At 39.7% G+C, this 18,311-nt stretch carries 16 protein-coding genes and 1 tRNA gene; 6 read left to right on the top strand and 11 right to left on the bottom strand.

The annotated features are described in order from the left end of the window. Positions 1–13: 13 nt before the first annotated feature. The 4 genes from HYD_RS03275 to HYD_RS03260 all read left to right on the top strand — a co-directional run bounded on the left by HYD_RS03275 (position 14) and on the right by HYD_RS03260 (position 6,274). Positions 14–289 (top strand): HU family DNA-binding protein, encoded by a 276-nt coding sequence (locus HYD_RS03275; RefSeq protein ID WP_236864887.1) that lies wholly within the window; start codon positions 14–16, stop codon positions 287–289. Positions 290–364: 75 nt separating this feature from the next. Beyond that, positions 365–2,491, top strand: coding sequence for a hypothetical protein (locus HYD_RS03270; RefSeq protein WP_236864885.1), 2,127 nt, complete (start codon positions 365–367; stop codon positions 2,489–2,491). A gap of 1,085 nt (positions 2,492–3,576) precedes the next feature. Next, positions 3,577–4,353, top strand: a complete 777-nt coding sequence (locus HYD_RS03265; RefSeq protein WP_236864883.1) for a hypothetical protein — start codon at positions 3,577–3,579, stop codon at positions 4,351–4,353. Continuing rightward, positions 4,331–6,274: a hypothetical protein gene (locus HYD_RS03260; RefSeq protein WP_236864881.1), complete on the top strand. Its 1,944-nt coding sequence runs from the start codon at positions 4,331–4,333 to the stop codon at positions 6,272–6,274. The genes HYD_RS03265 and HYD_RS03260 overlap by 23 nt, the downstream gene beginning before the upstream one ends. Positions 6,275–6,798: 524 nt before the next feature. Here the strand turns inward: HYD_RS03260 and HYD_RS03255 are convergent. Continuing rightward, complete coding sequence (locus HYD_RS03255; RefSeq protein ID WP_236864879.1) at positions 6,799–6,966, bottom strand: hypothetical protein; 168 nt, start codon at positions 6,964–6,966, stop codon at positions 6,799–6,801. Between the two features lie 235 nt (positions 6,967–7,201). Between HYD_RS03255 and HYD_RS03250 the strand changes: the two genes are divergently transcribed. Then, a complete protein-coding gene (locus HYD_RS03250) occupies positions 7,202–8,314 on the top strand; it encodes a hypothetical protein (protein WP_236864877.1) in 1,113 nt (370 codons plus the stop codon). A 194-nt stretch (positions 8,315–8,508) separates the two neighbouring features. Here the strand turns inward: HYD_RS03250 and HYD_RS03245 are convergent, their stop codons facing one another. The 6 genes from HYD_RS03245 to HYD_RS03220 form a co-directional block, all read right to left on the bottom strand. After that, positions 8,509–9,318 (bottom strand): division plane positioning ATPase MipZ, encoded by an 810-nt coding sequence (locus tag HYD_RS03245; RefSeq protein ID WP_236864875.1) that lies wholly within the window; start codon positions 9,316–9,318, stop codon positions 8,509–8,511. A 4-nt stretch (positions 9,319–9,322) separates the two neighbouring features. Further along, complete coding sequence (locus tag HYD_RS03240; RefSeq protein WP_236864873.1) at positions 9,323–10,186, bottom strand: ABC transporter permease; 864 nt, start codon at positions 10,184–10,186, stop codon at positions 9,323–9,325. 109 nt (positions 10,187–10,295) lie between these two features. Further along, positions 10,296–10,369, bottom strand: a tRNA-Arg gene (locus HYD_RS03235). Positions 10,370–10,629: 260 nt separating this feature from the next. Continuing rightward, positions 10,630–10,839, bottom strand: coding sequence for a hypothetical protein (locus HYD_RS03230; RefSeq protein WP_236864871.1), 210 nt, complete (start codon positions 10,837–10,839; stop codon positions 10,630–10,632). A gap of 35 nt (positions 10,840–10,874) precedes the next feature. After that, positions 10,875–11,513 (bottom strand): amino acid ABC transporter permease, encoded by a 639-nt coding sequence (locus HYD_RS03225; RefSeq protein WP_236864870.1) that lies wholly within the window; start codon positions 11,511–11,513, stop codon positions 10,875–10,877. Between the two features lie 21 nt (positions 11,514–11,534). Next, positions 11,535–12,341 carry a substrate-binding periplasmic protein gene (locus HYD_RS03220; RefSeq protein WP_236864868.1) on the bottom strand — a complete coding sequence of 269 codons (807 nt, stop codon included), beginning with the start codon at positions 12,339–12,341 and terminating at the stop codon, positions 11,535–11,537. 698 nt (positions 12,342–13,039) lie between these two features. Here HYD_RS03220 and HYD_RS03215 point away from each other — a divergent pair. Next, positions 13,040–13,612, top strand: coding sequence for a hypothetical protein (locus HYD_RS03215; protein WP_236864866.1), 573 nt, complete (start codon positions 13,040–13,042; stop codon positions 13,610–13,612). A gap of 49 nt (positions 13,613–13,661) precedes the next feature. Here the strand turns inward: HYD_RS03215 and HYD_RS03210 are convergent, their stop codons facing one another. Genes HYD_RS03210 through HYD_RS03195 form a run of 4 tightly spaced genes read right to left on the bottom strand, consistent with a single transcriptional unit; the run spans position 13,662 to position 18,105 of the window. Next, positions 13,662–14,393, bottom strand: a complete 732-nt coding sequence (locus tag HYD_RS03210; protein WP_236864864.1) for an RsmE family RNA methyltransferase — start codon at positions 14,391–14,393, stop codon at positions 13,662–13,664. Between the two features lie 18 nt (positions 14,394–14,411). Next, entirely contained in the window at positions 14,412–16,031 is a 1,620-nt protein-coding gene (locus HYD_RS03205; protein ID WP_236864862.1) for a dipeptide ABC transporter ATP-binding protein, read from the bottom strand. Further along, positions 16,028–17,062, bottom strand: coding sequence for an ABC transporter permease subunit (locus tag HYD_RS03200; protein WP_236864860.1), 1,035 nt, complete (start codon positions 17,060–17,062; stop codon positions 16,028–16,030). The genes HYD_RS03205 and HYD_RS03200 overlap by 4 nt, the downstream gene beginning before the upstream one ends. Then, complete coding sequence (locus HYD_RS03195; RefSeq protein ID WP_419469448.1) at positions 17,059–18,105, bottom strand: ABC transporter permease subunit; 1,047 nt, start codon at positions 18,103–18,105, stop codon at positions 17,059–17,061. Before HYD_RS03195 ends, HYD_RS03200 begins: the two co-directional genes overlap by 4 nt. Between the last annotated feature and the right edge of the window lie 206 nt (positions 18,106–18,311).

Genomic DNA, 18,311 nt, shown 5'->3' with positions numbered 1-18,311 from the left:
ATGGAGGTGCGCTGTGAATAAGTCTGAGTTGATTTCTGCGATAGCGAGAGAGGCTGGGGTTAGCCTCAGTGACGCTAGTAAGGTTTTTGATGCCACTGTTAGCGTCATAACCAAGGCGCTCAAAGCTGGAGATAAAGTTCAGGTTATTGGGTTTGGAACGTTTTCTGTTCGAGTTAGAAGCCAAACGACCGGAAGAAATCCCAGAACAGGAGAAAGCATGGTCATCCCTGAATCAAGGATCCCTGCGTTTAAAGCAGGAAAATCCCTAAGGGATGGAATTCTTTCTTGACTTTTTTAGAGGGAAGAGGGGGGGGTAGTGTTTTTGTTCCCTTCCTTTCCTTTCGTTTATTTTTGAGAGAGTTTTATGGTAGTTGCTCGCACGAAGAGCGTTGAAGATGGAAAGGGCATATCGTCGTCTGGCGTTGGTAGTTTTTCCAGTGTTTTGAACAGAGTTTCTGCGTTATTTAGTGATTTCGCAGAAAAGACTTCAGGGCTTAGTCGTTTTAGTATTCCAGCGACGGTTCTGCTCTGCGTGACCGCGATTTTCATTTTTGCTCTTTTAGCTCTCGCCATCACAAACTGCTTTTTCAATTATAATGGCCTATTCGAAGGATATACTCTTTATACTCTGATTAATGCAAGTGAGCCCACGGCTTTGTTTTTGAGCACCTATTATCTGATTTTGCATTTGGTAGGGGCTGCGTTTGGACATCTGTTAGTCGGATATCGGTTTGTTGCTCTTGCATCAATACTGGGAGCTTCTGCGGCTCTTGGAGCGACAACAGCTTGGTATATTAAAGATAGAGACAATAAAAGCGGAGCAACTATTGTGTTGCTGCTCACTATTCTAAATGCATTTTTTTATTATACTCACATACTAACCATTTTTTCGTATTACACTATGACAACCGCATCATTATATCTTTGGTGCGCTGGGAATATTTGGTATTTTGGGCGCAGAGAACGCAGCAAATGGACGTTCCCACCGACAGCGTTGCTTGTCTTTGCGACATTTCTTGCGTTTACAGGAAGGCCAGTGACAGGAGTATTGCTTGTTGTGGCAACACCAGTGTTGCTATACCTATTTTGCAAGCTTCTTGGCTTAGAGATCAAAAAGTCAGACTGCGGAGTGTATTTTCTTGGCGCAGTTTCAACAATTACGGCACATTGCGCATGGTACTTCGAGGTCATAAGCTGTTTCCCAAGTTTGTATAAGGCAGAAATGTGCGCTAACCACGGTGGCGTGCTTGGGATGTATCTCAATGATGCAGTTGTTATCGCCGAAAATTGCGGATATCTGCTAGCTTTTATAGTGGTCACTGGAGCAATAATCAGCGTATTTAAGCGGTACTTTTGTGAATACAAAATGGTAGCTGCGACGGCTATTTACGCGTATTTTGCTCTTATTTCTGCAAAAATTTACTTGTTCATTACACGCAATTCCATCTTTACTGACGCTCTATTTTTCAAAAATGACTATGCTTTTTGCAGATTTTATTTTGTAGTTTGTTTAACTATGATAGTTATAAGCGTTTTTTTATGGCTTGACATTGACTGGACTAATGCCCTTCGATCTGCAGGCAAAAAAACTATGCGCTCCCATAGTGTAGCCGTTTGGTTAGCCATGTCTTTTTATACAGCTCTTTTTACGATATGCGCTTATGTCTTTGCTGATATAAAAAATAACAATTTAAAATCTTTATTCATAAGAAAAAGAGTTTTTATTTTGTGCGTCTCTCTTTTCTCTGCGTTTTTGTCTGCGTTTGGAACGGCAGGAGCACTAAGCAGAGTAATGGTTTACTCTATGAGCGCACTTATTCTTTCTGTTATTGTGTTTTTGTTCGATTATACGCATGGTTTTTCAAAAAAAAATTCTAGCGCGCTCCTATTTGTGTTGTTTTCAGGATCGATTATCGGGTCATTCATGTATAATTTCCACACATTGAATAACAGAAAAGAATGCTTTTATTCTGGAAGCGAATCTAGGTATAGCCCCTATCTTAAGTACATAAAAATAGAAAAAAAACAAAGAGATACTATAGATTCTCTTATCCTAAAACTTAACGAGTTTGGGTTTGACAAGAAGAAGGACCGTATTTTTTCATCTTATATACCTGGTATTGTTGCTGCATCCGGAGCGCGTTCATTTGGCACTCCTTTTCAGCTGTATCTTCCGAACAGTTTGCATTGCCATGATGTTTTTACCTGTGCGTTTTTAGATTTAGAAAGTAAAAAAAATATTCGCCATGTATATCTGTTGTTGTCAAATGAGCAAAAAGTCGGGGATAAAGCTTGGACTCATCTATTTATGATGATTAGAGATTGCGGCAAGCGCAAAACGAGTATAGTTGGCGAAGGGCCTATTGATGTGATGTCTGAGAGCGGAGCCATGCTAACCCTTGCTGGACCTTACGAATTCAATAAAAATTTCGTTCCGAATCAAGAAATAACGTTTCACATAGAGCATAATCTAGAGAGAGAAAATCGCTAATGGCGCAACCACTTGATAGAACGATTGCAAGTTTCTGTCCTAATCTGCGAGCCACTCATGCCAAGAACGCTATTTATATATCTGTATGGATTCTTACTGCGGCATGCCTAGCGCTTTCTGCGATTGTCCTTTTTTCTTTTTTCTTTTATTTCGATTTTGTCGACGAGGCATTACATTTGCACTGCTGCATTCACTCAAACTCGCCGCATCCTCTTTGGCTCAGCCTCTTTTACATACCGCTAAATAATATTGGATCTATCTTCGGCCACACCCTTCTAGGATATAGGCTGATCTCATTTTCACTTTTAATTTCCAGCTGCTTTTTGTTTTACTATGCAGCAGCAAAATTATTGCTCAATAATTCTAAAATAATTTCATGCAATCCTCTAGTTTTCACAATGTTTATTCTTATTGGAATTTTGCATCTATTTTCTTATTACTGCTTTTTTTTCAAATCGCTCTCATACTATACGCTTACCACCATATCTGTCTATCTTTGGTGTGCTGGAGCGACCTTTTTATTGTCACCCAAAAAAAGCAGCTCGTCTTTCATCTTTCTTATGTCGGCCGCCACAATATTAGCCGCGGTTTCTAGGCCCCAATTTGGAGCGTTACTGTTTTTTATTTCTATTTTATATTTTTTTTCAGTCAATTACTTTGAAAAACATGAAGTAAGAATTCAAAAACATATAGTAAAAAAATATTTACACCTGTCTTTATACGTTTTTATGACAACCTCACTATCCTGCGCGTTTTTTTTAGCAAACTCTGAGGCAATTTTGCAAGTTATTGGCCTAGCAAAGATAGCTCGATCAACATGGTTATACTCTGGATTATTCTGGCGCAACATTTGTATAATAAAATATTTATTTATAAAAAACTCGCATATCATAGCTTTGGCCATATTTTCTATAGCGTCATTTTCATTCCTTCCAAAAAAATTGGCCTATAGCGCCGCTTTCATAGCTAGTTTGATCATAATATTTCGACTAATTTGCCTTGCGAGCACCCAAAATATTTGCGATCTATCGTTCAATGCGCTGTTTTCTATAACGTATATCATTGCAACAATGACAGCGATGTCTATGAAAATGCTCGTGCTCGATAATAGGAGATGCAAATTTCTTTCAGTTGTATGTTGTTTTGTGTCTTTTTCGTCACTTATCGGGTCGTCTTTCTCTCCGATCATAAGTATGCCACTAATAGTAGGAGCTTTTTCTTTGCCAATAGCTTTGGCAATGACCGACAGACTTCTGTATGACAAAAAAAAAATATATATATTTTGCTCAATAATTGTTGCTGTATTTTGCGTAATTTCATACAGAATTTTAAATACGCAAGTATTAACATATATACACAACGGCAAATTCAATGTCCAAACAAACTATTGTAACAGTAAATATTTAAAATACATAAAAATCGATAGCAATTTTTCAAGAAGCATTGACAGCGTAATCGCAGCTTTGCAAAAAGAACATTTCGATTACTCAAGGGATAAAATATTTGTGTATCCTCTTATTACAGGACTCTTAGCTGCGTCAGGCGCAACAGCTTTTGGCACTGCCCATAACCCTCCGCAAGATAACAACGTATGGTTCCGCGGTTACGATAAATTAAATAGCGCCTTTTTAAAAATAGAAAAACCAATCAACGTACGACATGTATATCTGCTTACGACAGAAATTAGCGAACTAGAAAATCCACAACTCCTAGAGTTTAAAACGCTATCACTAATGCTAGAACCCAAAGAAAACTCTAAGAAAATTGATTTAGGAAAAATTGCGCTCTACAATGATAACACCCTAGGAGAAAAGAGGACATTATATCTGGTTGGACCATATGTTTTTAGAGAAAAGCACTAATCAAAAATTAAAATTTGTGCCTAATATAAAAGCGCGCTGCGTTTTGGTTGTTGTCTCCTTTCAAGTTATACTTCTTATAGCGGCCGCGTTTTATATGTCTTTCTTCAATTTAAACACGTTTGGAGAAGGCTATCTGCATTATATCTTAGCTCATGGAGACGAAAGCACCCCGCTATACCTTAACCTATACTATAATTTGTTTCACTACATAGGTAGGATTTTTGACCACACCATAGTTGGATATAGGTTACTATGCATCCCTATGATTGTATCTTCGTCTGCGATTCTCGGAGTCGTAACAGTAAAGTTTATAGATAAATTCTCAAAACCGAAACACATTGTTATTTTTTCTGGAATTGTCGTCATTCAGTCTTTCTTCTTTTATCTTCATATAATCCCCACTCTATCTTACGTGACTGTTGTTTCATGTTCTATATATTTGTGGCTTGCCGCACTTCTTCTATATTGCTCAAATATTAGCGACTTTTCTACGAGTTCAACGCAATGGCGGGCGTATAGATTTTTACATTTAATATTTTTAGCATTTGCCACCTGGATAGCATTCACAGCAAGACCAAACTCTGGAATAATGTTGCTGTGCTCGACGCCTGTTTTCATACATGTGTTTGGCTATTTTTCTGGCTCAAAGCCGAAAAAAATCGATATAGTAGCGTTCTGCTTTTTGTCTGTTTCTATGATAGCTGCGTCTTGTATAGTGTTTTGGGGTTTAGTCAAGCATTTTCCAATGCTCTATAAAGGAGAATATCTTGCCAACCACTGGAACATGTTTTCTGTTTATAAGCAAGACGTTATAACTATGCTATACAGACATTATTATGCTTTTATTTTGTCTATAGCTATTTCTTCAATGCTTGTAATAAAATGGAAAAGTAAGATAGTAGCGGGGATGCTTTCGCTTGCGTATATCGCAACTGCTTTGATGTGTTGTAAAGTTTGGATAGCCATGGCCTCTGCATGTTTGGCAAAGGATTTTGCGTTTTTTGTTAAAAGCCCCATTTTCTTTAGAGAATATTTTGCTTTTTGCCTGTTCATGGCAATTGTTATATTTGGCGCATGGATCAATATGAACTTCCGCAACAAAAAATTCTCACTGTTAGCCGATAACAAAAATGACAAAACGTTTGCTCAGGCTCGCATGCTAATTTTAGCATCTTCTATATTTGCGGCTTTTTGCGCATCGTTCGGAACCGCTGGCTACCTAAGCAGGGTTACCCTATATGGAATGAGCGCCTTGTCTCTTCCAATAGTCGTCTTCCTATTTGATATTACAAAAAAATTCGACCGATACAATATCATTGTGGTATTGTTTTCATCTTTCTCTTCTATAACTGCCCTGTTTTGTATGATATTTTTTCAGTCGTACAGCAACAGAGCGTTTTTCCCTAATCACAAATCGATTTTAAGCGTTTATTCTCGCGGATTAAGGATGGAAAAAGAGCAAGCGGCGTCCATAGACGGCCTTATCCAAGCTTTGCGAGAAGAAGGTTTTGATTTTGAAAAAGACAGAATTTTTTCCAGTTATCTTGGCGGAATCGTCAGCGCATCTGGAGCAAAATCACTCGGATGCGTGTTCCAAATCCCCGTAGCAAACATCCGCGACCTAGAGCGCTATGACATACTGAACTGCATGTTTCTAGACTTAGAGGCAGGAAAAGATATAAAAAACGTATACGTGCTTCTTTCTGAAAAACAAAAACTAAGCCCAAGAATCGTAGAGCACTTTCTTAAAATGGTGAGAAAAGACCAAGAAATAAAAAGAATATACATAGGAGAAGGGCCCGAAAATATTTTTTCTGATAGAGGCTCACGGCTGTTTTTAGTCGGACCGTATTCTTTTAATAAAGAATTTGTACCAGATAAAAGAATTGTAGAACAATACATGAAGCTGTATGGAATATAGCCACACACGAACAATAGAGCAATCGTGTGAACGCTAAGTACGTTGTATAGGAGGAATATGGTTAAAAACAAAATTTCTTATAGAAAAGAAAGTTTAAAGATTGCAGGTTCAAGAATCGCGAGCATCATTCCTTTACTAGTCGCTATTACTGCTGTTTCCGTTTTATGTTTGTCCATAATTTATGGAAGTTTTTTTAACCTGAATATATTCGCTGATGGATATTTTTTCCACATACTAATCCACGGCAACGAACCCACACCTCTATATTTAAATACCTACTATAACCTTTTTCATTACATCGGACGCATATTCGGACATTCGCTTCTAGGATATCGGTTGCTAGCGTTATTCATGCTTTTTGGGTCCACGTTGCTTCTGGCGAACTCTGCGTTTAGATATTCATATAACTCTGACAAGCACAAAAAAACCAGCACCTTTAACGATCAAAAACAAACCATATTCGCATGCGCACTGTTGATCCAAATGTTTTTCTATTACACCCATATATTAAAAACACTTTCGTACTACACAATCTCTTCTGTAGCCTCATACCTTTGGCCTGCTTTTCTGCTTTTATATTTAACTAGAAAAAACGAAAGCAGCGGACGTATCCATATTTGTCTGCTTTCCATATGCGCATTGCTTGCATTCACAGCACGTCCAGCAAGCGGACTAGCTCTTGTCGTATGCATCCCTAGCGCCATCGCTTTACATAACAGATTTATACAAAAAGATTCCGCGACCAACAAAAACATCCTTCTATTCGCTTATGTATCGTTTTCAGTTTTTGCTGTATATTGCGCGGCTACTTTCCACCTTTTGCGCCATTTTCCAGACTTATACAAGGCCTCATTCAAGTCACACCACCAAAATATGTTTTTCCAGTATTTGTCTGACCTATTGAGCGCATTACGGAACTGGAAATCAATGATAGCGGCCTGTACTTTTATAGTGTTGGCAGAAAAATTAAAAACCCCAGGCTTTGAGCAAGAAAAGCCTGGCACACATTCCATGCCACGAACTAAAATAGACTCATGGAAAAAACAAGCGGCAAGAAAAATAAGTAAAATTTTGTCTCATTCAGCGGTATGTACATCCATAATTTCAGCCTGCGCAGCATATCTGTTATACAAAATTTGGGCGTTTTACTGTGCAACATCGACTCAAAAAGACTTTGGATTTTTCATAAAACTTACAGAATTTTTCAGATTTGGATTCGCCGTATATGGCGCTATACTTGTCACAAGCGCCGTAACTTGGTGGAAAGCGCTCGTCCGTACAAACACAACGGCTACAGAATTTTCTCAAATATACAAACGTAGACTTTTTTTGTGCGTGGTATGCGTATGTTCATGCGCTATTTCCATTTTAGGCACAGCATGTTGCATCAGCGACATGGTTCTATATTCTATGGCAGTATTCTCTCTCCCTATCATTGTAGCGATAACAGACATAACCAGCTTATTTTCAAAGAATCTTTTTGTTTACTATGTATTTTGCGCAATTTCGTTTTTCTTCGTATTTCCAAGAATAGCAGTATTCCAAACTCTCAATAACAGACATCCGTTTCCAACTGCGAAATCAAAAAATAGCTCTTTTCTAAAATTCGTGTCTGTCAGGCAAGAGTTTGCAGATTCTGTCGACTCCCTTATAAGCACGCTAGAAAAAGTAGGATTCGATTTTGAAAAAGATAGAATAGTCGCTTCATACCTTGCAGGATATGTTTGTGCAAGCGGAGCAAAAACTCTGGGAAATCCATTTCAGTTTTATTTCGAAGGAATGCCAGAATCTTTTGACATGTTCAGCTGTGCTTTTTTAAAGTTGGAGCTTGGAAAAAATATAAGAAAAGTCTACCTTTTGCTTTCAGAAAAAGAGCCTCTAGGAAAATCTGTGCAAAACATGCTCCACAAATTTCTCACAGCAGACAGAAAGTTTAAAAGCCTGTATATCGGAATCGGGCCTTCCAATACAATGATAGAGGATGGATCAAAACTGTATCTTATGGGGCCATACACGTTCAACAAAAACACACAACGTTAGTAATAAAAGCATTTTTTGATCCGCCAATAGCACGGACATGTATCCTAACCACGCTCTACATACGCACATAAACGAACCACGGCTACTCCCAACGATTTTCTATAAACCAGTATTGCTCGAGGACCCACCTGCCAAGTCACATCTCTGTACCACCCCATCAAATCTCACAAAAACCCTCTAGTTACGGAAGTTTTCTAGAAGTTCCGTTTGCCCACCTTGCTCTCAGATATTATAGAATTAAGCAGCGCCCGCAACTCCTGTTTAGCCGCTACATGCGACAGCCCTCTTGCTACTCCCGTTTTTTTATCTAAAAGCGTAAGCCCGCTAAGAAACAGCTCCCGAAAAATAGTTCTTTCTCTAAAACCACTAACCAGCTTAAATCCGAGCTTCTTGGCAAGCAATTCTAAAATCTCTTCCACCTTCTTGCTGTTATTTGAGGCCATTCCTTGAAGTCTGTTCCTAACAACCAGCCAACTCAAGCTTTTGCCAGACTTTGACGCTCGTTTAAGCTTTTGCTCCCAAATCATTTGCGCATACACATTAGGGCTAAAACCATTGTTGATATCGCTCAGCTTTATGAACAAATCCAAGTCGATATAACTGTCATTTATCGGAGATACAACCAGATCAGCCAGAGAGTGCGCATAGCGAACAAGCCCTGAATCTGCCCCGCGAGAATCTATTACAACAAAATCTGCCCCTGCACTAGAAACTATTTTACAAAGTTCTTCCTGAGTATCAACTCCTGGCGTGTCATCCACTATTCTGAAATGCACAGGAACAGGAACTCTATTACTTGCTCTATTTCCAAGCATTGACCTATTTTCCATATAACGAGAAAAAGTCCCTTGCCTCCCGTCTATATCAACAGAAACAACTTTATACCCAGCGTATAAAAGCGCAATAACAACATGAACCGCAAGCGTAGACTTTCCGGTTCCTCCTTTCTCATTGCTAAATATAATAACGTAGGAAGAACTATTGTTTTCAGAAAAATTACTCATATAGTCACTCGCCGTTCTTTTTAACTCCACCTCTCTTCCGCATTGTATAATCTGCGCACACGATGAACAAGCTCGCTATCAATATTATGCACACAGCAAGCGCGTTTATCTGAGGAGTGTATCCCAAACGCAAGTTAGAAAATATAACTATCGGAAGAGTGGATGCGCCAGGCCCGGAAGTAAAGCTCGCAAGAACCACATCATCCAGAGATAAAACAAAAGTTATCAGCCATCCAGATACCAACGCAGGAAAAATCATCGGAAATGTTATAAATATAAATACGCTAAGAGGCCTAGCCCCAAGATCAAGCGCAGCCTCTTCAATAGACCTATCTATCCTCGCAAGCCGAGCACGAACTATGGTAGTTACATAAGCTATCCCAAGCGTAGAATGCGCTATTGTGACCGTCATAACCCCTTTCTGTGGCCATCCAATCAAATTTTGCATGCATATGAACAGCAGAAGCATCGATAGCCCCATTACTATTTCTGGTATCACAAGCGGTGTTGTGGAAAGAATTGCAAGAACTCTATAGCCCTTGTCTGTGCGCTCGCAAGAGTATGCGCATAAAGTCCCGAATATAACAGCAAGAGTGGACGAGAGGAGAGCTATTTTAAGGCTTTCCAACGCGGCGCCCATAAGAATTTCATTTTCAAACAGCTTCCTATACCACTTTAAAGAAAAACCACTCCAAAAAACCGACTGCGCCTCGTTAAAAGAATAGATCACAACCAAAAAGATCGGAATATATAAAAACCCATACCCGGCGTAAAAGAAAACCGACGTAATAACTCCCTTTCTCTTTGTAACCATCTTCTGGAATCCTTTCGCGCCAGCCACACAAAACCTGAACAAAAACAGCAGCATTCGCAACACTTTTACAATCAATCTATAAAATGCACATTCTCGCCGCTCAAACCCAACCTCATGCGCATACAGCATAGTCTATGAAAAAAGAGCTCTAAACCAGCCAAAACGCGCCCGAGAAGATTCGAACTCCCAACCTCCAGATCCGTAGTCTGATGCTCTATCCAGTTAAGCTACAGGCGCAAAAGCCGCTATCGGGCCACCCACCCACAGCAGCACCCGTTGCTGATTGTATTCTAATACGTCAGGTAGATCAATACTTCTCATCATTTACTTCTGCGAAAACATAAAATTGGCCTCGCCAACACATAAAACAACTCCTCCTGAAAACGACAGCAAAATATTAATTTTGATCATATAAAATATCTAATACAGATTTGAAAAACTCATGAAACCTATATGCAAGAACCTAGAGTACTTTTTTTTTGCGCCGCTTGTTTACTTTACATAAACGAACCAACCGCATCCGCCGTATGCTTGGAAGAAAGACGCGCCTCAGCAAAGCCGATAAAAAAAGTCCCCAAAACATATATAAGCCTTGCAATGTCTGACCATACAGCAGCACTTAACGAACGGGCCAAGCTCACACAAAAAAACGACGGAAACTTACTGAAAATCCCCGTATAATCATCTCCGATACAAACTAAGGTCATATGAAAACGGCGAAAACAAGATTCAACAACGCAAATCAGCCCTTTCGCATAAGCCTCCGGCTAGCCACCATTCCAAAATATTCTATTAACAAAACAAGAGCATAATACAAGGCGCCAGCAATACAAATTGGAGCGAAAAACGTAAATCTCAGAGCTGACACGCAATGAGCCCTTCGCATTATATCAAGCCCACCGATCGTCGATATAAGAGCCGTTGTCTTAAGCAATCCAACAATTTCATTAACTAAAGAAGGGAATACATTTCGTATTACCTGCGGAAGAATTATATCCCTCCAAGTAAAAAATCTAGGGACATGAAGAGAGCGCGCAGCTTCAAACTGCCCTATAGGCAGGCTCTCTATTCCCCCCCTAAAAATTTCCGAAACATATGCCGCGCTGTTAATACCAAACGCCAACGAGCCTGCAAAAAGCACATTGACATCAAGATTAAGCGCGCCAGGAATAGAAAAATAGAAAAAACTAAGCTGAAGTATAATTGGCGTACCCCTCGCCACAGACACGAAACAGTCGATCGCTTTTACGCATACTTTCATATACCTAATAACAGCGATCGACACGCCAAGCACGAAACCTATCGCAAGGCTAAACACCAATAACTCCATCGTGAGCGCCACCCCGGATGCTATAAATAAAGCGTCAACACCAGCAATCATAAAACAACCAAACCTTTCCTCTTATTGGTGCATGCTTTCAACGCTTATAGACTCTCCGCCTTTAACGCTTTGGGATTCTTTGTCAACAGACGTATCAACCCATTTATCCTGGATTTTTTTCAATTCACCGCTATCTACCATTTTCTTAAGTGACGCGTTGACTGCATTCAACAGTTCTTTGTTGCTTTTTTTAACTACTATACCAAGCCCAACCCCAGAACGCTCGAGCACTTTGTACCACAACGTTTTATTCTCTTTGCTATACACGCTTGCTTGCGCAGCATCTGTAAGAACAGCATCAGCCCTTCCTGTCTTCAAAGCCTCTATAGCCATAGGGGTAGTATCAGTAGGAGTTATTTCTGCAGTAGGCGCGTTTTTTCTTGCCCACATCTCCATAGTAGACCCAAGACAGCAAGCTATCTTCTTTCCCGCGAAATCTGCCTTAGACAGAATAGGAGTATCCTTTCTGTATATAACCGCCAAAGTTTCATAGTAATACGGAATCGACATTCCATATTTCTTCTCTCTCTCAGGCGTTATGCTAAAAGAAGAGACTGCGATATCAATAGACCCAGTCTGAAGAGCTGGAAGCAACAACGTAAAAGGCATCTCCTCAAATGTCGCCTTTCTGCCCAGATCTCGAGCTACAGCCCTAGAAACATCCATCGCCAAACCACACATTTTATCCCCGTCACGAAACTCAAAAGGCGGATAAGTCCCGGCCGTTCCTATCTTCAGTTCCGATTCTTTATTTTCCTGTCGGCCGCACGACGTCACCACAACCAACGCAACAACAACAAACGCCGCTAATCTAAGCTGCCTAAACATAGCTATCTCCACAGCCCCCCTACACGCGCGATTTTATATCTTTAGCCCAACAAAAACAATAGCGTTTATTTTATAAGCAACTGTTTTTTGGTGATTTTCTCGGTCGAAACGACTAGGCTCTGAATCTTGATGCAAACAATATACTGAAAATTTATCAATAATTATCAATCATAAAGCATCGAAAATATTATAAATTTTTTAGCATTTTTTCTATATAATTCTGCATATATAAAGTTAATCATAAAAGAAAATGCAAAAATTTTTATCCAACGGCACTATATTGTGCTTATTTTTTTGTAATTTACTGATCTTCAACAATCATTTGTCATATGCAGAGAACAATAAGAAGCCAAAGCAAATAGAACCATCTTTTTGCAAACCAGGTCACAAGTGCTCTATAAATCGCTCAATAAAATTCAATCATAAAAACGGGTTTGTGAAGCGCAAATGGCCTTGGTCGCCTTTCACTCCATGGTAATCTTACTCATAAATTTTTTATTCCCTAAGATTCAGGGTCATACCACCATATTAGCGCCGCCTCTGGCTAATATTTTCCAAATAATTCAGCGGCATAGCGCTAACCTTTTGTTTTCGCTAGCATTTAATATATCTTATTGTTTTATTAAGAATCATTAATATATATTTCAATTATTAAATTATGTATTATCAGCATTGTTGTTCCCGTACATTGAAATATAATGAAAATTTTAAAACACTTTCTAGCTACTTTTGCAATCGCAAGCGCTTTTAACGTAGCAAACGCCAATAAAGATCCGCAAGTTCTTCAAAAAGAAGATTTTTTAAAAAAAGTTCTCGCTGTTGCTGTGAACAATTTCGATCTTGAGCAACAGGAATTTCATGGATTTTCAACAACGATAAGCGGAATAACGTACAACATATTCAACCTTTCCGCACATATTAATGACTCGTACCATTCTGAAATTTTGAAACTCTATTTGGCGGATAAGCAATTACTCAATGATTTTTCGATAACAAACTTCTACAGCGAACCAGAAGCTCCTAAAAAAGGAAAAAACTGTCATCACACAGTGTTTTACCCCAGCGCCACAATACAAAATAAGCTTATAGACATCTATAATAACTCCTGTGGCAAAAGCGTTCAACATATAATGGAGGTTGAAGAGGAATTCCCTCAAAACATAGAGGAAGAAAACGACGTTCTCACAACGCCGGTAAAATCAAAGTACCTCATCTGCGATTCTTCAAATCAAAACTCGAATAAAGTTCGCATAGAGATTTGGTATCAGTAATCAGTCTTTTTCACACAGCTAATGACGGCCATCAGGCCGTCATATCACCTCATTGCTGTATCAAAAAATTCTTCACAACTGAAACGGCGCAAAGAGCTGCAGTCTCTGCACGTAAAACAGAGTCGCATAAACAAACCTGGCTCACGTGTTCGCAACTCGCTACTAAACGCCTCTCATATTCTGAATATCCACCCTCAGGGCCAACTATACACCAAATACTTATGCGATCATCTAGGCTGTAGCTCGCAACACGCTCCTCTAGGACACTATATATTCGTTTTCCTCCAGCAAACTCACAAAACAATATGACTGCCGCACTTTTTTTGCACTTATCAACAAAACAATCAAACGAAACAGCTTCGTGCAATGCTGGAACAGAGATACGTCCACTTTGCTCGCACGCCTCTATTATTATGCGCTCAGAGCGCTCAGCACAAAAAGATCGAACAACTGATCTAGAAAATACCACAGGGTGAAAATCGGTAACGCCCAGCTCTGCTGCCTTCTCAAAAAGAAATCCGTTCCTTTTTATTGGGCTAAAAAATAACTCTATTCGGTGAAATTTTTCTGGTTGCACCAAAACCTGAGAACACACTTCTATAAATGGGTTTTTTTCTTGAAGGTCACAAACATCAGCCTCCCAAGCACCGTCTACACCGTTAAATATTATGACTCTCCCATTCCTCCTTTTTAAAACATTTTTTAAATAATGCGATTGCGAAGGAGTAATATAAATCTTATTCCCACAAGAAATGCTATCTTCAACAAACAAAAACGGCATATAGTCGACCTCCATTGCTCATAACAAGGAATTCCTTATTAGCTGCACTGTATACTCATTCTCTGGTAATTTAAATAAATCATTATTTTTCTTGACCTCTATTATTTCACCAAAACGCAAAACTGCTATCTCATGACTGACCGCTCTGATAACATTAAGATCGTGACTGATAAACATATAGGATAGCGTATATTCTTTTTGAAGCCTCAATAGCAACTTTATGATTTCGTGCTGAATTGTCATATCAAGGGCGGACGTAGGCTCGTCTAGGACAATGAGTTTCGGTTTCAAAACGAGAACTCTGGCTATTGCTATACGCTGTCTTTGTCCACCTGATAGTTCATGCGGATAGCTGTTTTTAAATCTTGCATCAAGCCCAACATCAAACAAAGCTTCGTCAACAAGCCTATCTATCTCCCTGTCACTATCGGCAATTTTATGGATAAACAACCCCTCAGATATGATCTTTTTAACAGGTCTTCTTGGGTTGAGCGAGCTAAAAGGATCCTGAAAGACAATTTGCATATTTCTTCTAAACTTTCTCATAGTTTTGTGCGAAAAATTTGATATATCCGTTCCATCAAAAATTATTGCTCCTGAACTTTTTATAAGCCTAAGAACAGCCATTGCTATAGTGGTCTTTCCAGACCCGCTTTCCCCTATAACACCAAGAGTTTCCCCTTCAGATATTTTAAAAGACACAGAATTCACTATTAGTCTCTCTTTTCCACTTATAAAAAGAGACTCTCTATCTGGAGCAGACACCTTAAGAAGCCTGACATCAAGAATGATTTTTCTCGAATTTTTTTTTGGAGAATCGTCGGAAAATAAAGAAATATCTTCAAAATTACCGCTTTTTACCAGTTTAATAGTATATGGATTCTGAGGATGAACAGAGATCTCTTTTGCCTTTCCTCTTTCAATTATTGTTCCATTTCTCATGACGCAAACCGTATCTGCTACTCTAGGAACGATTCCTATATTGTGCGTGACAACTATCAACGACATGCTTCTTTTTTCTCGAATGCTTGCTATTGTGTCCAGTATTTCTGCCTGAATAGAAACATCAAGAGCTGTAGTTGGTTCGTCTGCGATAAGAAGAGACGGGGAACAAGAAAGAGCCATAGCAATCATAAGGCGTTGCCTTTGTCCTCCGGATATCTGGTGCGGAAAGGCGTTGAGTCGGTCCCGCAGACCATACAGCCCCGTTAGATCAAGCATGTCTACGCAAATCTCTTTCAGCTCTTTGTGTTTGATACGCCTTGAAGAGTGCGCCAGTATAGGAGAAGCGAGTTGCTGAAATAGGCTTTTAGTAGGATTTAGCGACTCTAAAGGTTCTTGGAATATATATGCTATTTTGCTTCCTCTAAGAGCGCAAAGCTCCTGCTCAGAAGCGTTGAATATGTCTATTCCATCAATTGTAACTTTCCCGCTATATAATGCAGATTTAGGAAGAAGCCTAGCCAAAGAAAGACAGCTTATAGTTTTTCCTGAACCGCTTTCTCCAACAATTGCCAAAGCATCTCCTTTCCCGACAGAGAAAGATACCCCTCGCACAGCCTCCACTGTCTCCATATCACTGAAAAACGACACCTTAAGGTCAGAAACTTCAATCAACTGAGAATTGCGACTTGTCATGACTTATGATTAAGGGCATCGCGAACCCCTTCCCCTATAAAATTTATCAAAATTAGTATCGATGCAAGTCCAAAAAATGCAGCAGCTCCCACCCATGGCGCGTGAAGATTATTTTTCGCTTGCCTCGCGAGCTCTCCAAGTGAAGCGGCTCCAGCCGGAAGGCCGAATCCCAAAAAATCAAGTGCCGTCAGGTATGATATCGACGAGCTCATTAAAAATGGAAAATATGAAATTACAGACACCATAGAATTCGGCAACACATGGCTCATCATTATTGATATATGCCCAGCACCAAGTGCTTCAGCTGCCTTTACATAAGAATAATTCCTAGAGCGCAAAAATTCTGCCCTAACCGCATCTGCGACCCGTCCCCACTTAAACGCCAAAATTATGAAAAATAGCAACACAGCTGTCGCCCTCACAAAACTAGAGACAATCATCGTTATGAATAGCACAGGAAGCCCAGACCACACTTCTGAAAACCTCTGTACAGAAATATCAATTATCCCTCCGAAATATCCCTGAATTGCTCCGATACATACTCCGATAAAACACCCTGCAAACGCTAGAGCTAAGCCGAACAAAATAGAAGTACGCATCCCATACAACAGCCTTGCAAAAACGTCTCTTCCTTGATCGTCAGTTCCAAGTATATGCTCTCGCGAAGGAGGAGATGGAAAAACCTCTCCCCGTCCTGGCACCCCCACACTTAGATAACTATACCTGATCGGAGGCCATAGTATATACACCTGGCTTGACGAACCTTTCATCATAGAAGAAAAATAAGCACCCTTATAATCTGGTTCCACCTCAAGATCTAGTCCAAACGACTTTTCGGTATAATTCTTGAGCACGGGAAAAAAAACCTCACAGCCTCTAACCACTACCAATGGCCTATCGTTACAAATTAAGTTCGACATAAGAGATACAAAAAACAAAGCAGAAAACAAAATCAATGACACAAAAGCAGAAGTATTTTTCCTAAAAGACCTGGTGCCCCTATTCGATATATGAGAAAACCTGGCATTCATCGCTGAGTCTCAAACCTGATTCGCGGATCAGCAGCAGCATACACTATGTCGCTTACCAGCCGCAACGCCAGTCCAAATAAGGTGAATACGTAAAGAGTTGCAAATATTATAGGGTAATCTCTATTTGATACAGCTTCAAACCCTAGCATTCCAAGCCCGTTAAGCGAAAACATTCTCTCTATAAGGATAGAGCTAGAAAAAAATACAGTCACCAACGTAAGAGGAACTCTAGCAACTATCAGTAGTAGCGCGTTCCTCATGACGTGCCCAATAAGAACCGAACGTTCGCTAAGCCCCTGAGCCCTCGCTGTAACAACATACTGCTTACCCATTTCATCCAAAAAAGCATTTTTGGTAAGCATCGTTATAGCGGCTAAACTTGTCGCCACCTCTGAAAATACTGGTATAGCTATGTGCCAAAAATAATCTGTAACTCTGGATATAAAACTAAGCTCTTCATAATTATCAGACCTCAGACCTTCAACAGGAAACCACGACCAAAAACCACCACCAGCAAACAGAACAACTAGCACCATCGCAAGAAGAAAATTGGGAAGAGCATACCCAGCAACAACAATAAGAGACGAGTACAAGTCAAACTTGGAACCATTCCTGACAGCTTTGGCGATTCCAAGCGGAATTGACGCAACGTATATTAGCAAAACAGTCCATACACCTATAGAAAACGAAATCGCTCCGCCTTTCAGGATAAGATCTGCTACAGGCTGATTTTTGAAATAGCTCTTTCCAAAATCAAACACAACATAGTTTTTGACCATGATGCAAAATCGTTCAAAAAGAGGCCTATCAAGTCCATATTTTTTTCTAAGATCATCCCCTATTTGCTCTTCAAGAGTTTTTGCTACACCGTCTCCGCTCTGAACACCGACGCTCAAATCCTCAACGCTCATCTGCGCCATCATACTCTCGACAGGCCCTCCAGGCGCGCAATGTATTATCATAAAATTCACTATCATAACGCAAAAAAGTGTAGGCGCTATCAGAAAAACCCTCCTTATTATGTAATGCGAAAACGATCCCATGTGCTATTAAATTGTCACAATCATTAATTTATGCAGAGTATGCATTAAAATGCGCCGAACGTAAACAAAAATAGCCTCTTGCTAACTCAAATCAACCTATAAATAAACACACCCATCGCACAAAAAAGTCAAACAACGCATAGTTTATGCATCTTCTATAGTCATATTCGATCCACTTACCAGCTCACGCTTTTCGAAAAAATCGC

This window comes from Candidatus Hydrogenosomobacter endosymbioticus, assembly GCF_021654655.1.
In the GTDB taxonomy this organism is placed as follows: domain Bacteria; phylum Pseudomonadota; class Alphaproteobacteria; order Holosporales; family GW7; genus Hydrogenosomobacter; species Hydrogenosomobacter endosymbioticus.
The sequence above is the reverse complement of the archived record's forward strand: the minus strand, read 5'-3'. Positions and strand labels throughout refer to the sequence as shown.

Coding starts and splice junctions, on each gene's coding strand:
- HYD_RS03270 (WP_236864885.1), top strand. CDS start 365: ATGGTAGTTGCTCGCACGAAGAGCGTTGAAGATGGAAAGGGCATATCG.
- HYD_RS03265 (WP_236864883.1), top strand. CDS start 3,577: ATGAAAATGCTCGTGCTCGATAATAGGAGATGCAAATTTCTTTCAGTT.
- HYD_RS03260 (WP_236864881.1), top strand. CDS start 4,331: ATGTTTTTAGAGAAAAGCACTAATCAAAAATTAAAATTTGTGCCTAAT.
- HYD_RS03255 (WP_236864879.1), bottom strand. CDS start 6,966: ATGCATACGACAAGAGCTAGTCCGCTTGCTGGACGTGCTGTGAATGCA.
- HYD_RS03250 (WP_236864877.1), top strand. CDS start 7,202: ATGATAGCGGCCTGTACTTTTATAGTGTTGGCAGAAAAATTAAAAACC.
- HYD_RS03245 (WP_236864875.1), bottom strand. CDS start 9,318: ATGAGTAATTTTTCTGAAAACAATAGTTCTTCCTACGTTATTATATTT.
- HYD_RS03240 (WP_236864873.1), bottom strand. CDS start 10,186: ATGCTGCTGTTTTTGTTCAGGTTTTGTGTGGCTGGCGCGAAAGGATTC.
- HYD_RS03230 (WP_236864871.1), bottom strand. CDS start 10,839: ATGACCTTAGTTTGTATCGGAGATGATTATACGGGGATTTTCAGTAAG.
- HYD_RS03225 (WP_236864870.1), bottom strand. CDS start 11,513: ATGATTGCTGGTGTTGACGCTTTATTTATAGCATCCGGGGTGGCGCTC.
- HYD_RS03220 (WP_236864868.1), bottom strand. CDS start 12,341: ATGTTTAGGCAGCTTAGATTAGCGGCGTTTGTTGTTGTTGCGTTGGTT.
- HYD_RS03215 (WP_236864866.1), top strand. CDS start 13,040: ATGAAAATTTTAAAACACTTTCTAGCTACTTTTGCAATCGCAAGCGCT.
- HYD_RS03210 (WP_236864864.1), bottom strand. CDS start 14,393: ATGCCGTTTTTGTTTGTTGAAGATAGCATTTCTTGTGGGAATAAGATT.
- HYD_RS03205 (WP_236864862.1), bottom strand. CDS start 16,031: ATGACAAGTCGCAATTCTCAGTTGATTGAAGTTTCTGACCTTAAGGTG.
- HYD_RS03200 (WP_236864860.1), bottom strand. CDS start 17,062: ATGAATGCCAGGTTTTCTCATATATCGAATAGGGGCACCAGGTCTTTT.
- HYD_RS03195 (WP_419469448.1), bottom strand. CDS start 18,105: ATGGGATCGTTTTCGCATTACATAATAAGGAGGGTTTTTCTGATAGCG.